The organism is Flammeovirga aprica JL-4 (assembly GCF_012844305.1).
In the GTDB taxonomy this organism is placed as follows: domain Bacteria; phylum Bacteroidota; class Bacteroidia; order Cytophagales; family Flammeovirgaceae; genus Flammeovirga; species Flammeovirga aprica.
This window is the reverse complement of sequence record NZ_JABANE010000067.1, coordinates 12419-27363: the sequence shown is the minus strand read 5'-3', so window position 1 is coordinate 27363 and position 14945 is coordinate 12419. Positions and strand designations below refer to the sequence as shown.

The window sequence follows — 14945 nt, the reverse complement described above, 5'->3', positions numbered from 1 at the left end:
GTGGCCACAACGGCAGAGCAGATTGGGAGCAAGCTAAAATATGTAGCTCATAGAAGTTTAGTAGAAAGCTTGATTTTGGCTTGCAAGAGCGTCGGCAAGTGAACTATAATGCAGAGCTAAAATGCGTTTTAATGCTATTTAGCGAACATTATGGTTTGCAACTTTAAACCACTTATAGATAAACAACTCCATCACAATAAGTTAGAGTCTTCATTTTAAAATAACTACCTATATCAACGTAAGGGATACACATTCCATTTTGAAATTTTAAGTAAAAAGTATTAATTGAAGCTTATCATAGACTTACTACAAAACTTCCAATAATTTTTTGAAAATGATCAAGCTATTTAAAAAAGAGGACTTCAATATTTATTTTATTAATGATTTACTATCAAATGATGATATAGATTTTATAAAAAAAAGAATTAAGAGTTTTTTCTTTATCGATTATATCTACAATAATGAAAGACTAATATTTGAAATACAGCAAAATTTACAATATAAGTGGTATGACTTGTTTGTTACAGGAAAAGTTCTTCATAGAAATAGTCTTACAGGGTATAAAGAATATAAAAAAGAAGCTATTGATCTTATAGATGAGGATGATTTTAGAACTAAAAGGGTTAAGATTACTGAAACTATTCAGTCAATATATGATAAATGGAGATGGTATACTTACAATAAAGTTGATCCCATGTTATTAGAAAGAATGGTTAACGACTATAAACAAAGAACATTAGATGGCAATCCATATTCTCAGAATATATATTACATAAGATATACAGATGAATTAATTGAAAAATATGAACGGAAATATTTTTTAATATCAGATCAAGAAATAAAGACTTATGATGAAGATATTTTTTCTAACTATTCATTAGAAAATGAATCAAATTATATGACACTTAAAATTCCTCCGTACAGATCTATATTTATTGAAAACTGTTTTATTGATATCCATCAATACTCAATGCCAGAATTAATAGAAAAAGTAAAACAATGTACTATATATTATTATTGGTGGGATGTATTAAAATTTGATGAATTCTGTGATAAGATAATTTCGATGGACTTCCTACAAAGTACAAGAAAACTTGTTACAACACCGGTAATAAAACAATATATTAAAAGTAATTTCAATACTAAAAACGATCTTATTAATCATATTTTTTCAAACTTTACACCTAGAATTTCTAATCTTGAAGAATTAAATTCAACATTCAGAAATGATGTAATATTTCAATATGAATGGCTTTTTGCTAATGATTTAAAAAGGGCAGTAAGGATTTTTGAAAATGAATGTAGAATAGTTCATAATGAAAAAATAATCGGAGCATTTTATAATGAAGATATTCTATTTAGGGAAATTAGAAATCGATATAAAAATCGTTATCAAGTTATATCGCAAGGTTCTCCAGAATGGTTAGGTAATCAAAGGTTCGATATATATTTTCCTGAATTAAATATCGCGATAGAGTATCAAGGAGAACAACATCAAACCCCAGTTGATTTTGGAGGAAAGGGAAAGTCTTTTGCTAATAAAGAATTCAAAAAAAACCAAGAAAGAGATCAACGTAAATTTAAAAAATCAAAGTCAAATGATTGCCCTATTATTTTTGTATACCCTGACTATGACATAAAAAATGTCATAAAAGAATTAAATTCAATAATCAAGAAACAAAAATTGAAGATTTAAAAATAGACATTCTCTCTGTGATTTTTATTTACTACTTCATTACTCCTCATCATCAAACTAACAAGCAAACGGTTACTTCTACCAAAAAGTGAGTAATGTATGTACCTTATGATGAATAGAATGAAGAGAAGTAAGGTGGAATACACGATGGGAGTAATTAAAAGATTGAAATACCATATTAATCACCTATCATATAGCAAATTATTTTGATCATTTTCCTTGATCAAAACCTATTTTCCAAAAATACATATCTATCAATTTCATGATTGGGTATTTGATTTTATTTAAGTTTTTGGACTCATTTTGAATTTGGGAAATTTTAGTTCTTGTACTTATAAAAATTTCCAAATTATCCTGTATGAAATTCATTATATCTCTTAAACTTTTTTTTGAATATTTTTGAGTTATGTGATAATCCATGTTATTGATTTTAATTCCATTAATAAAAAATCTATCATATGCAGGTATACAGCCAAAAGTTCCTAATAGTATTTTACTTTTTAAAGTGTATGAAATGGGAGTATTAATTTCTCCTTTTACAGACTTTCGTATTTTTTCAAGTGACAACTCTAACTTTTTATCTAAGTGGAAATATCTTTCAATAAATTCAGAGATCCATTTTTCATCTTTCTGCTTGAGCATATCTTCAATTGTACTTTCTGTAAAAAATTCTTTCTCTAAAAAAAGAAGTTCTACTATTGGGTAGAATATTTTGTAATCTCTTTCTAAAAGAAAGGAAGATCCTCTGTACATACCCCAGCTAGCTAAATAAAAGGCTAAGTGTACTGAAAGAAAATCTATTTCAATTTTGGTAAGAGATTTTTTATTGAATGTGCTTTGAAAATTTTGATAACAATGTTCCCATGATTTATATCTATTATTATCAGTACAGATCAATTCAGAATAAAAATCTAAAACATTTTTTTCAATAGAAGTCATATTAATTTTAATTATAGTGTTGTCCAAGTAATACAATTCAAAGCACCTCCATGCTTGACAATGTTTGTCATTTCTATTTGTTCGACTTTATAATTCGGGTAGCACTTTCTTATTTGCTCAAGTGCTAATTCATCCTCATCAATATTGAATTTAGGAAGCAAAATTATATCCTTAGTTTGTAAGAAATTTATATACGCCCAGCTCCTTTTATCCAATTTTTTCACTTCATACTTTAAGAACTCAATGCTTAATTTATCACGTTCTAAAGCTGAAATCATTTTTTGGTTATTTTTATAGAAAGGATTTACTATGACTGTATTTCCATCAATAAACCTTAGCATACCATCAGTATGACCATATTCATCTTGACTATCTTGTGGTATTGTAATGATCGTTTCAATTTCAAATAGGGAATGTAACTGTTTCATTAATTCCTTTTTGGTATAATCATTCCGGTTCTCATGAAATATCTTATCAGTCATTATCAAAGTATTTTTTGACTTAACCATATTTCCACCATCAAGAATTATATCCGTTTTTACCGTATTCAAACCTATTGCATCACATATTATATCAGGGTAAGACTTTAGGTTTCTATACCCTTTTCTAGCTCCTTGTAGATAATCAGGGTCATATCTAAATTCAACAAACTTACCTTCTGAAATTTGTACAGGCATATAATCTCTAGCCCATATATCTTTTGTTTTTGGCAATAACTTTAAAGGTATTTTATAGCTATCGGTGGTTGCCTTTAAGTGTTGGAAGGTAGATTGGTATTCCCCTTTTAAAGATAAAATTTCAGAGACATAAACATCGCTTACTTCAAAATCTGTAATCATAAGTACTTGAGTTAAACACCCTCTACATTACCAAAATTATCATCTAGGATATGCTTCAGCTTACGGTAAAAATCTTTGAATTCATTTATCTTGTCAATATTAGATGCATCTTCAAAATCTGTATTGAGAAATTGATATTTGAACTCTTTTAAAACGTCATGCAAGGCCAGATATAATTCATTATGATCCTTCAAAGGAATATTTAATTCTACAGCATCATGATCACCGCTTTTTTTCTCTATTTCTACCGTTAGCTTTTTTTGAACTGCAGAGATATTTATAGACTTCTCTTTGAAGACTTCGTTATTGAACTTTTGATAGATGTCATTTGCTTTATACTCCTCTTGTAAAGTAATGATATACTTACTCAATATTGGTCGAAGCTGAATAGCCACTTTTCTGTTTAGTACTTTTAGTTTACTCATTAGTTTAATTTATTTGAAAAGGTGATAACAAAATTAAGATTCAGGCCTTAAACCTCCAAAACCCCTCTCCTATACAACTCCATTACAATATCCGCCTCATGAAAAGCGTCATCGGCTCCACGATGTATTTCTGTGTAATCGTTATCAGGAAAGAAGAAATCATAGGCTTCTTGCACTTTAGGCCACTTCCATTTTTGGTAGTAATCATTCCAGGAAACTTTGCAGATGTCAGTTGATAGAATCATTGGGCACCCTAGTTTTCTTGGGAAGGTAAAGTTCCTGCTCTCTAAGAAATCCATATCAAATGAGCGGTTGTAGGCTGTAGCTCCTAAAGGATAGGCATTGATGATCGCTTGAAGCTCTTCTCTGTATTCTTCTAAATTGCGACTGTTTATAATCTCAGTGGCTGTCATATAATCATTCGATACAATCCAACTGTTGTGTATACTGTGGTTTGTCATTCCATCCTCACGGCATACTTTATCAAAAACGATCTTCTTTGCTCCTGTTTCGAGGTCTAATTCCACGATTCCAATTTCTGCTATGTGCCCGCCTTGATTAAGAAAGCCTGTTGTTTCAATGTCGATTACCAGTATTTTGTTGTTCATCTCTGGGGAAAGTTTACGTTCAATAATGATCTGAAGTAAAAATAAAAGAGGTAAACGTAATACAAGTACGTTCAATATTTTTCATAGGAAAAGCACCCTAGATTACTCTATTGGTATTTCAATATCAAATCTATTTTTTCTTTTCTTCTTGTTTAGCATCTCGAAGTTTACTTTCTAACGTTTTTAGTTCAATAAATTTATCCCAAGCAGGATATGCTTGTTCTTTAAATGCATCAACTACTTCATGATAATCTGGGTAACTCATTCTATATTCAATCATCTTGATTGTCTGCTTATAAAAATACTCTAATCGCAAAATATTAAATTCATCTTTCAATGCTCCTGGAGTATTCATGATATCCAAAGCCTCTTCAACATCTTCCATAGAGGTTTTAGGAATTCTATAATTACTAATGGACTCTTTAATAAATGAAGACAGAATGAAATGAGATGCTTCAATAAATGGCACCGATAACTGGCAAAATTTAGTAATTAATTCTTTAAGTTCTGATTCATTCAATTTCTTTTGATAAGAAATTCTTAGCATTTCTGTCAAACTTTTGTTATTTGAAACTTGCTGATATGCTTTATGAATAGATGTTTCTCCTGACAATACTTGACTTAGAATGAAAGATGGCGCTTCCTTTTTGATCTTCTTGAATTTTGCAATATTCCCAGAGCTAGCTCCAGATAGTTTTACTACCTCTTCTCTAGTATTTACCTTTTCAGCTTCTGTCAATTTTGACAAACCTTTATCTTTCCCTCCTTTAGATTGATTCTGTTTTGCCTTGTCTTGCATGAATTCAGTTATCTTCAAAGCGATATCTATACGCTCTGCATCGATAAGGTTTCTTCTACCCAACTGATTTTTCAACATCCACAGTTTCACATCTTCCAGTGTATGAAGGTGCTCTAAATACCTTACAGGCAATTGATGATAATGTCCTGTAACTCTATAACGGTGGTGACCATCAATCAGTAAGTTTTTATGATTACCAATATTCACTAATAGTAAAGGATCTCGAACTCCATCTTGTACAATAGATTCTCGAAATAACTCAGCTTCTTCTGTACCCTGCTTTCTGATAAATTGCTCTAACTCAGGTAAAATATAGATTAAATTTCTATCTAAATATTGGAACTCAGTCATTGGAAATATTTTGATGGTAATTACTTATACAAATAAACTGAATATAGTTATGCAAATCAATCAACCACTAAGCTTTTGTCAAGTTTGACAAAAGCTTAGTGGTTGATTGATTTGTTTTAGGATTAATTATTCGTACCCCTAAAAAAGAAAGACCCACCACAAAGTAGCAAGCCTTTACCTACTGATCATTTCTTTAATTTCTTTGTAGTCACACTGCTTCCTATATCAATTGATCTAAATAAGGTTCACGCTGTCTGACGGCTTCTCTGAGTGCTTTATTGAGGCAACCCATGTTCTTGGTGTTGTTCATCTTCTTGAGTAGTGTATCGAAGGTTTTATAGAGGGTATTTTCCAAGTGTTTTAGTGACGAACAAAGGTTGCTGTCTTGAAGCATCTGGAGGTAGCTTTGCAGTAAACCGATGGTGTTTTGCTGAGCTTGATGTGAAATGGAGTTCAGCCACTCCCCAATCACTTTGCCTGATTTTTTACGGGTGAAGCTGTCTACATCCATTTTCAAGGGTGATGGGATTGTTTTTTTTGAGTTTGCAGGTTTGTCTTCCGCTTTGCTTTCTGTTTGCTGATCTGAAACTTCTGAGGAATTGGAAACGCTTCTTTGCTTTGGTTTGAAGTATTTGAATCCGAAGTGTTGCATTCCGGAAACAAGGAAGGAATCGGTCAACGTTAATTTCTCTTCGCAAAGCTGTTGGATTTTTTCTTCGTCCAACTCTCCTTCGATGTTGTATTGTTTTTGAAGCTCCATGCATCGATTCATAATCTTTTCCTTATCAAAACTATTATCAAACTGATTATTGAATTTCGAATGAGTTCTTTCTTCTTCTTTTAATTTATTTCTACTAGTAGAATTACTAGGAGAAATAACTTCTTTACTTACTAGCGCTGTTTCCGTAGGTACGGCCACCGTTGACACGGAATCCGCGCTACGGTGGGTTTGAGGAACTGATGTGATATTACGCTCTGCCATTGGAGTATTATAAACTCTTACAAATGGAGTCAATACTTTGATGATTCTTGGTCCAAACTTTCCTTTTTCAAGCATCGTCTGACTTGCTGTGATCATTTCTTTTTCTTGCAATGAAGCGATTACTCTTTTGATTTTATTGATGCCCATTCCTGTGTCTTCTTTTAGAAGGTCGTTACTTGGATAGGCCGTTTTACTTTTTCCTATTCTCTTGCAGAGGTGCAATAATACAAAGGTCTCGTCTTGGTCTAATTGTACTAATAACTGTGGATCGAATGAAATCATCTTTTTGAGGTATGAGGTTAGAGGTAAGAAGGATGAGGTATATAAACCAATACCATTAAGCGTTTTTAGGTGCTACTTTAGGAGTTGTTTTAGAGGTTACAAATCCTATCGTCGCTTGTTGTGGTTTTGGTGCATGCTTTTTGAAAAGCTGATTGGCTTGGATGACATTGAGCTTTAAACGCCTCATGACTTCCCTTCTGTCTTGGAGTTCTCCTGATTTCACTAATGCGATGACAGTTTCTAGATCAGTACTTGAATCAGTAGCTGAGCTATTCGTTAAATTACTAGCTACATTAGTACCTGCAGGTCCTGTTTCCTTCTGGTACTGAGCTGTGACTTTACGTACTGAATATTCTGCTTCTTGTTGTAACTCCCGTTGTAATTCTTGCTGTAGGTCCTTCTGATTTACCTGCTGTTTTCTCTGTTGCAGGACCTGTAGGTCCTGTGGTGTATAAGAGGTCAGCACCTGAGTAGTACCTATCGAAATCTTTGATTCTGCTGTGGAATCGCTGTTGAGGGTGGAGGCCACGAACGCAATTAGGAACAGGATGATGGAAAAAACTCTGAACTCTGAAGCTAGTTGTTCTGCTTCTGAATTCTTCTCTTCGATGGTTTCTAATAGGCGTTGTTTTTCTTCCTGCAACATTTTCAGTTGCTGAGAAGCGGAGCGGTACTGCTCTACATTTCTCCAATTTTTCTTGTTGGCATTTTGATGGATGGTCTGCATCACTTCCTCAATATGCTGGTCGATTTTCTCCGTAGTCGGGATTCCTGTTACCGACTTGGCTTGTACGTGCTGTCCTTTCCATTCGGAATAAAAGACCGTTAACATCAAAGCAATGGCAATGATGGAGGCTTGGGATAGTTTTCGGTTTTCCTTGAAATATTGGATAGCGAAAAAAGAGTAATGATGCCCTAGTATCACAATAAACAGGGCGAGAGGAATTGCCAAGTAGAAGGGAAGGATACTGGCAAAAAATAAACAGGACACGTAACTACTATACAGTAATGACGCTAGGATTAGTGAATAATCCGCAATTCTTACTAACTTCACGATTGGTAATGTTTGAGCCCGCTTTTGGCGAAGCGGAACAATGAACTGATAGCAGTTGTACAATTAAAATCGGAAATTTTGGATTTCCTTTTTTAGCCTACTCGGCGTTAGAATATCATCACGTAGCTTTGGCTATGCTCTTCTATTCTGCCTTGATTAGACTAAAAAAATAATAATCCAACTTTTTCCAATTTCAAATGTGCAACAGCATAAAACAAATATTATCGAGATCCAATTGGATCTAATATTGGGTTCAATCTCTGAGTTTGGCGATGAAGAGATTGAACTTTTTTTGTGTCATTTCACTTTTTCCTTATTGAATCTACTAATGCAGATTTTATAAATAGTTCCGTTATTATAGTTTTCAAACCATCAAGAGTTTTGGCGATGATTGAGGGATTGATCACTACAATACGTAAAGAATATCTACATAGATTTTATCGGAAAAAAATAACAGGTTTTGATGTTTTGGGAGGGGGTGCACTTTGTGCACCCCCCTCTAGCGATACTCTAAAGGCCGATTTTACGGATTAGTGCATCTATATTTTCTTTGATGACCTTTTTTTCATCATCAGATAAATCTCGCTTTAAGTCCATTTCTGATAATTTGTCGATGGAGCTTTTCAGCGATTTATAGGTCAGTATTTTTGGTCTGTTGATGGGTGCTCTATCTGCAGGTTTTGGCTGTTCCTCACCTGTTGAGTTTGCATCTTCTTGTAGAGGCTCCTGTAATAGATTCTCAATTTCTTCCTGAGATAGATTGTCTATGTTTTTGGCTACCTCAAGGTAAGTGTCTTTTTTGATGCTGAAGTCTCCTTTCAAGAAAGACACTTTAAAAGCGGAAGAACATTCGTCAATCACTTTAGCGAGCTTGGAGAAGTTGAGAATGGTTCTTTCTCCCTTTCCAAATTCATCCGCTAAAATGGTTTTGGTTTTTCCTCCTTGACTTTTGTTGCCACCAATACCTTGTACATTGAAGTTGTATTTGGATCCAATGTAGTAAGCCGATTGGTTGTTGTTGAGGTTTCTTCTCCCCAATTGCAACTGCAACATGTATTCTTGTGCTTCCGCCAAAGAATCAAAAGTCTTATCTGGAGCCAAACGATAATCGGCACCTACTTCTTTTGCAAGGCGGTAACGGTGATGACCGTCTAAGATTACTTTGTCTCCAGGTTTTGAAGTTCTCAGTTCTCCATCTTCAGTAATTATCTCCAACTCTGCATCCATGATGGTCCACACTACTAAAGGCTCTCTTACGCCTTCTTCACGAATGGACTCACGTAAAATCGCTTCCTCACTTTCGGTAAGAGGAGAGATATAATCACGAAGTACTGGGCTGACCAATAACTCTATATTCAAATTATGCTTTTGTGCCTCCGTCGCTTGTGGAGGTGCGGCATTGGATCTTCCTAATTTTTTGGGAGTAAACATGGCTTAGTTCTTTTTGAGTGACATAACTTCTTTTGCTAAATCCTTGTAAGCTTTAGCTGCCTTACTTTTTGGTGCGTAATCAAAAACATTCTGCGTCAGCTCAATGGATTGTTTGAGGTGAGCATCTACCGGAATTTCAGTTTTGAAAACCACTTCCTCTGCACGTATGGCTGGTACGTATCCTTTGTAGATTTTTTCATTAGGTGCTGCTTTAATAATCAATACCCCTAAAATCTGTAAAGGATTGGAAGAATTCATTCTGTTGATCTGATCAATGACCAACTTGGCACCATCCAAACCATTGTACGCTAACTTACCTGGTTCTACCGGAATGATCACACTTTCAGATGCTTCCAAAGCTACATAATTCAGTACAGATAAGTTGGGTGGAAGATCAATAAAAATATAATCAAACTCCTCTTCTTCTTGTGCCAGTTTCTGACGTAGAACAGAATTAGGAATTGTTCTATCTTGATTCATTCGGATAGTCACTTCATCCAATTTAATAGAAGAAGGAATCAACGTCAGGTTGTCTTCAATTTTCAACTTCACATCTCCTAGCTCTGCATCTTCAATCAAAAGCGACTTCAACTCACGCACTGGCTCGTCTATTCCCAAACATTGTGATAAGTTACCCTGAGGGTCAAGGTCAATAAGCAATACTTTTTTTCCACTTCTAGCAAGTGCAGTACCTAAGTTCAACGTTGTTGTTGTTTTGGCTACTCCACCTTTGTTGTTCATGACAGAAATAACTGTACTATTCAGAATATTATCAATTCCAAAATTCTTTAATACAGCATATAGTTTTTCCAGATGTGCATCTGAAAAACTTTTTCTTCCTGCAAGAACAGCTGAGATAAGACCTTGAGAAAGTCCTGCCATTTGCTCCAGCTTCGAGTGTTTTAAAAAGTCATTCTTCTTCAAGAATGAAATGATTCTTTTCTCATTGACCATTGTATTATCTTTTAGTTCGATACAATTGTACAAACATTTTTGTGTAATTGAAAAGAATTAGACTATTTTTTTTGTTTTAAATATATTTTTGACAAAATATTTAGTCTAAAGTGGGTTATTATTCGACTATTTCAACTACAAAATATTAAATCTTTTGATGATCTAAACCATCAATTGATAGCTAAATGCTAGTAGTTAGACCATAGTTTATATTTTAAATACAAGGAGGTTACACTCAAAAACATCAAATATGCTTCATAATGAAGCTAAATACTAAGAATACAAGTGATTAGACCATAACTAGTAACGTTAATCCTAGTAGATAGACCATTAATCTAGCCTCAATACATTATTATTCTATAGCTATTCACAGCTTTTGTACATTGTTAACGGACTTCTACTATGCTTTAGAACAGATCCTAGTAATATTACCATCATTAGATACTGAAATTAATCATTCCAAAATTAAAATTGTAACCAAAATCCTAGTCAAAATGCAAATACTAGTAATTAGACCACTGTTGAATCAGTTGGAAATACTATAATACAAGTAGTTAGACCATAAATAATGTGCATCAATGAGATAAATACAAGGAGGTTACTCTTAATACTAGTAGATAGACCACAAAAAGTGATTAATTTTGTTTTAATCTTTATTTTTAAGATTGATAAGTATAAAGTTTTGCTGGTAATACTACTTACAACACAAAAGCTTTAACTAAATCAATCAAAAAAAGAGAAGAAATAATAGATTCTTTATTTTACTTATTAAATACTTTATTATTTATAGTAGGTCGTAACCATCTGATAAATAGACAATTATAACACTTTGAACAAGTACTTAGACCATAATAATACAAGGAGGTTACTCTCTCGATACTAGTAGTTAGACCAATCAAATACAAGTATTCTGCACAAAAGCATAGGAAGTTGCACACAATCCTAGTAATTAGACCATAAATTTAAGTGAAATGTTATCTCATTTTTTATCTTAGTTATTTGGGTCATTATTAACGTACTTAATCTAAGTTTCTGATAAATAGAGTTTTATGTTATTAAACACAAGTAGATAGACCATGGTAATACAAGGTGAAGAGATTAGTCTAATGAGAGAACTTTACATAAAAGCATAGGAGGTTGCACAAAATACTAGTAGTTAGACCATTATTTTGAATAGAAGTTTGGATTGTACTTTCATAGATTGTTTAAACCTTGAAACAGAACTCCTTATTTAAGAAATAACAATCAAAACCAAAATATAACGAATCCTAAATACAAGGAGGTTACCTGATTAATACTAGTAAGAAGACCATAGATACAAGTAAAAGTCCGATGTTTTTAGGTGAAATCGTTGTAATTACTAATAAAAGTCCGTAAATATGTAATGGACTTCTGCTTGTATTTACTTTTTCTTAGCGGTTTAATTTTAAATGAAGACAAGCAGTTTTACAGCTCCACAAAATAATATTGTAGTACAGTTTCATTATCAAGAACAACTCTTAAAAGTAGAAAGCGATGGATAATCTTTTGACCAAAGTTTGGGTAAAGCGTCATAATACCTTGGTAAAGGCACATCAAAAAACAACCTTGAGTCTAATTGCTCAGAAGTTGTTATTTTTCTCTTTTACGTTGAAAGAACAAGATCTTGATGAAACACTGGAGTTTAGAGTTGCTGATTTTTTGGGAAGAGCTCCAGGTGGAAAAGATATTAAAAATATTGATCAGGCATGTGATGAGTTGTCTTCTGCAAAAGTGAGACAAGGGAGTGGGATCAATGATGCTGATTACGAAGCAAATGACTTCAATAGAAAATACATTGCACTTTTTGATACCATAGAAATCAATAAGACGAAAGTATCTTTTAAGTTTAACCGCACTTTCAAAAGTTTTTTAGGACCTACTTCAAATTACACGCTTTACCTTTTTGGTAATTTGAAGGATATACGTTCACCTCATGCGGTAAGACTTTATGACTACTTGATTGGTGGTGTAGGAAAGTATACAGAACGTTTAGTAGAGCTAAATGAGTTGAAATCTATTTTGGGTGTTGCAGATCGAAAATCATATAATGTTTTTAATACTTTCAAAAACTCTGTTTTGGAACCTGCTGTAAATGGCATCGATGAACATTCGGATATTCACCTTTCTTATACACCTGTTCGTAAAAGTGGTAGAAAGTATACGCATATTCTTTTTAAGTTTAGGAAGAAGATAATTATAGCTAAAGATACTACCGCCAATACTGATGGGGGAGAAGAGGCCTTGAATGCAGTCAACCGACAAAAGATTGCATCTATGAGGGATTTAAAACTTCCTGAGAATATTATTGAAGCGACGATCAACGTGCTTTTGAAAGAACAGTCTGAGGTGATTGATATTACGGCTCATCAGATGGAGATTCCCCAAATGGAAAACGCTCCAATGGGAAGTAGTCAAAATGAAACTGCAAAAACACCTGCAGGCAAGTTTGTTCCGGTTGTGATAGAATGCCCTCAATACGGTAATGACAAGCAACTATTTGCAGAGCTTTCGAGTAAACTGGCTAAAAAACTGAATTACTTTGGGGAGTATGATTTCTCTACTAAGAAGTACGGTGAGTGGCATCAGGTGTATGTGGAGGTACTCAATGAAGAACTTTCTTTCTTCTTTAAGGAAATGAAAGCGGTAGGCATTGGCAATAAGGTGATTGATATGGCCTTGAAAGATTTTGTGGCTACGCTGGAGAATGATCAGATTCTTAGACCACTGAGAAAGGAACTCAAAGACTTGAAAAATGCGATCAGAAACAATGAAATGTTCCCGAATAGAAATAGCTTTAATAAGATGATTAGAGAGTGGGGGGAGTAGAGATCTGAGTGAATTTTTGAACTATGTTAGTGAGCTCCTAGAGCTCAGTATTTTTTTATAAAACTGTGTATTATAAGTATGAAATTTTACGAGAAAGATAATTTCTTTGTTCTTTTAGGGGAGAATGAAAAAGCTCCTTTTGGAGGGTATTTATATGAGCTCAAACTTTCAAGGAATATAGGAAAACATTCAACAGAGATAATACCAAAATTAGATATTAAGATAGACTCATGTGGTGGAGGGGGATATAGTATAACTACTACTATACTTTATAAAAATGAATATACAATTAAAATTCCTGTAGATGATAATGTATTTACAAACAGCAAATTTTCTTATCCGTTTTCTTAATGAGTAATCTCAAGGTGATAGCGATGAAGTTTTCTTGAGGTATTTAAAAGTAAGTTTAGAAAATGCAGAGGAAGAGGACAAACAGTACTATTATGATGTAAAAAGCAAACTTGGGAAAGGTGGGGATTATGAAGAATTACAAGCTGAAAACAAAAAGCTGAAAAAGAAAATCAAATCACTCAAAAAAGAAAGAGACGAGTATAAGGAACTAATTAGTTTATTTAAAAGTAAGCTTGATGTATAATATTTGTGGGGACAAATGAAAATATGGATAGGTTAGACACTAAAAAAGCCTATCCATTTTTTATATCTTGAATATTAGATGAAAAATTGACTCTAAATTAACTTTGTACATAATAGTTTTTTATCTGTAAAAGACATTTAAAAATGTCTATTTGAAATAGATTTTTCTATCGGTAATATATGTTAACAAAGTGTAAAATCGTTTTTAAAACAACTATATTTTATTTATTAAATTGAGGTAACAGTCAATGATGAGTAGAACTATTAGTGTCTTATTTTTTAGTATAAACTTATGGCAGATGTAAAAAATATAATTAAGCTATTACAATTACTTTCAAGAGAAGAGGGTGTTTCTTTACAAGAATTAGAGGAGGTACTGGAAATGAAGGATAAAGGTATATATAAAAACTTAACTTCATTGATAAAAGCAGATATTGAAGTAATAAAAGTAAAACCAGGACATTGGAGAATAAGACAAGAGGAACTTTTAGGACTGTTTGATTTAAGTAGTGATGATTTAGTAAAAGTTGACCAAATAAAAGAAGCAATTATTGATGATAAGTGTGTAAACTTAATAGCATATCAAAATTCTAAAGGTTATACAGGTGACTTTAAAGTGGAACCAATTTCTTTATTTGATCGAAACAGGCGGTTATGGTGTTTTGATCTTAAAGATCATCAATTGAAACAGTTTAAATTAAGTAGAGCTAGATCTATTGAGATTACCACAAGGCCTAGGTACAATAAAGACAGACATCTATCTGTTCAATGTGATATTTTTGGAACAGCTTCTAATGAGGTAAGAAAAATCTCTTTTTTATTGACAACACTAGGATATCAATTGATGAGGGAGACATATCCTGAAAGCGGACAATACCTTACTGAAATCAATACAAGAAATGATAATTTCATTTATAAATATGAAGGTGAAGTATTTAGTTATAATGGGGTAGGAAGATTTATTCTTGGGATACCTGGTCATGTGAAGGATATAAAGCCAAAATCACTACTTCTTCATGTTCAAGAAGAAGTAAAGAGATCTTATTATTCATGAAATTACATACTTATTCTCCATTATGGAGAATAAGAGGATTATTATTTTAAATCAACAAAACGCCAAGGTGTTTTTATTGTGTTTTACCCT

14 protein-coding genes are annotated in these 14945 nt (G+C 33.0%); 5 read left to right on the top strand and 9 right to left on the bottom strand.

Annotation, left to right across the window (positions count from 1 at the left end; genetic code table 11):
• Positions 1–334 precede the first annotated feature (334 nt).
• Positions 335–1696, top strand: coding sequence for a hypothetical protein (locus HHU12_RS21455; protein ID WP_169658791.1), 1362 nt, complete (start codon positions 335–337; stop codon positions 1694–1696).
• Positions 1697–1906: 210 nt separating this feature from the next.
• Here HHU12_RS21455 and HHU12_RS21450 read toward each other — a convergent pair whose 3' ends face one another.
• The 9 genes from HHU12_RS21450 to HHU12_RS21410 form a co-directional block, all read right to left on the bottom strand.
• Positions 1907–2635 (bottom strand): hypothetical protein, encoded by a 729-nt coding sequence (locus HHU12_RS21450; protein ID WP_169658790.1) that lies wholly within the window; start codon positions 2633–2635, stop codon positions 1907–1909.
• 11 nt (positions 2636–2646) lie between these two features.
• A complete protein-coding gene (locus HHU12_RS21445) occupies positions 2647–3474 on the bottom strand; it encodes an agmatine deiminase family protein (RefSeq protein WP_169658789.1) in 828 nt (275 codons plus the stop codon).
• 11 nt (positions 3475–3485) lie between these two features.
• A complete protein-coding gene (locus HHU12_RS21440) occupies positions 3486–3899 on the bottom strand; it encodes a hypothetical protein (protein ID WP_169658788.1) in 414 nt (137 codons plus the stop codon).
• Positions 3900–3946: 47 nt separating this feature from the next.
• Entirely contained in the window at positions 3947–4507 is a 561-nt protein-coding gene (locus tag HHU12_RS21435; protein WP_169658787.1) for an exonuclease domain-containing protein, read from the bottom strand.
• A gap of 130 nt (positions 4508–4637) precedes the next feature.
• Positions 4638–5657, bottom strand: coding sequence for a ParB/Srx family N-terminal domain-containing protein (locus tag HHU12_RS21430; protein ID WP_169658786.1), 1020 nt, complete (start codon positions 5655–5657; stop codon positions 4638–4640).
• Between the two features lie 220 nt (positions 5658–5877).
• Positions 5878–6921 (bottom strand): helix-turn-helix domain-containing protein, encoded by a 1044-nt coding sequence (locus HHU12_RS21425; protein ID WP_169658785.1) that lies wholly within the window; start codon positions 6919–6921, stop codon positions 5878–5880.
• Between the two features lie 55 nt (positions 6922–6976).
• Positions 6977–7975 (bottom strand): hypothetical protein, encoded by a 999-nt coding sequence (locus tag HHU12_RS21420; RefSeq protein ID WP_169658784.1) that lies wholly within the window; start codon positions 7973–7975, stop codon positions 6977–6979.
• A 510-nt stretch (positions 7976–8485) separates the two neighbouring features.
• The gene (locus HHU12_RS21415; RefSeq protein WP_169658783.1) at positions 8486–9406 is read right to left on the bottom strand and encodes a hypothetical protein; all 921 of its coding nucleotides are present in this window, start codon (positions 9404–9406) and stop codon (positions 8486–8488) included.
• A 3-nt stretch (positions 9407–9409) separates the two neighbouring features.
• On the bottom strand, positions 9410–10393 hold the full coding sequence (locus tag HHU12_RS21410) for a ParA family protein (RefSeq protein WP_169658782.1): 984 nt from the start codon (positions 10391–10393) through the stop codon (positions 9410–9412).
• Between the two features lie 1482 nt (positions 10394–11875).
• On the opposite strand from HHU12_RS21410, the gene HHU12_RS21405 reads away from it, so the two are divergent.
• The 4 genes from HHU12_RS21405 (at position 11876) to HHU12_RS21390 (ending at position 14855) form a co-directional block, all read left to right on the top strand.
• Positions 11876–13207: a replication initiation protein gene (locus HHU12_RS21405; protein ID WP_169658781.1), complete on the top strand. Its 1332-nt coding sequence runs from the start codon at positions 11876–11878 to the stop codon at positions 13205–13207.
• A gap of 78 nt (positions 13208–13285) precedes the next feature.
• Positions 13286–13558, top strand: a complete 273-nt coding sequence (locus tag HHU12_RS21400) for a hypothetical protein (protein WP_169658780.1) — start codon at positions 13286–13288, stop codon at positions 13556–13558.
• A 34-nt stretch (positions 13559–13592) separates the two neighbouring features.
• Positions 13593–13802: a hypothetical protein gene (locus tag HHU12_RS21395; protein ID WP_169658779.1), complete on the top strand. Its 210-nt coding sequence runs from the start codon at positions 13593–13595 to the stop codon at positions 13800–13802.
• A gap of 291 nt (positions 13803–14093) precedes the next feature.
• Positions 14094–14855, top strand: coding sequence for a helix-turn-helix transcriptional regulator (locus HHU12_RS21390; RefSeq protein WP_169658778.1), 762 nt, complete (start codon positions 14094–14096; stop codon positions 14853–14855).
• Positions 14856–14945: the final 90 nt, after the last annotated feature.

What these genes read in the sequence shown, in the direction of transcription:
- HHU12_RS21415 (WP_169658783.1), bottom strand. Translation starts at nt 9,406, where the DNA reads ATGTTTACTCCCAAAAAATTAGGAAGATCCAATGCCGCACCTCCACAA.
- HHU12_RS21450 (WP_169658790.1), bottom strand. Translation starts at nt 2,635, where the DNA reads ATGACTTCTATTGAAAAAAATGTTTTAGATTTTTATTCTGAATTGATC.
- HHU12_RS21425 (WP_169658785.1), bottom strand. Translation starts at nt 6,921, where the DNA reads ATGATTTCATTCGATCCACAGTTATTAGTACAATTAGACCAAGACGAG.
- HHU12_RS21400 (WP_169658780.1), top strand. Translation starts at nt 13,286, where the DNA reads ATGAAATTTTACGAGAAAGATAATTTCTTTGTTCTTTTAGGGGAGAAT.
- HHU12_RS21405 (WP_169658781.1), top strand. Translation starts at nt 11,876, where the DNA reads ATGGATAATCTTTTGACCAAAGTTTGGGTAAAGCGTCATAATACCTTG.
- HHU12_RS21430 (WP_169658786.1), bottom strand. Translation starts at nt 5,657, where the DNA reads ATGACTGAGTTCCAATATTTAGATAGAAATTTAATCTATATTTTACCT.
- HHU12_RS21445 (WP_169658789.1), bottom strand. Translation starts at nt 3,474, where the DNA reads ATGATTACAGATTTTGAAGTAAGCGATGTTTATGTCTCTGAAATTTTA.
- HHU12_RS21390 (WP_169658778.1), top strand. Translation starts at nt 14,094, where the DNA reads ATGGCAGATGTAAAAAATATAATTAAGCTATTACAATTACTTTCAAGA.
- HHU12_RS21440 (WP_169658788.1), bottom strand. Translation starts at nt 3,899, where the DNA reads ATGAGTAAACTAAAAGTACTAAACAGAAAAGTGGCTATTCAGCTTCGA.
- HHU12_RS21435 (WP_169658787.1), bottom strand. Translation starts at nt 4,507, where the DNA reads ATGAACAACAAAATACTGGTAATCGACATTGAAACAACAGGCTTTCTT.
- HHU12_RS21455 (WP_169658791.1), top strand. Translation starts at nt 335, where the DNA reads ATGATCAAGCTATTTAAAAAAGAGGACTTCAATATTTATTTTATTAAT.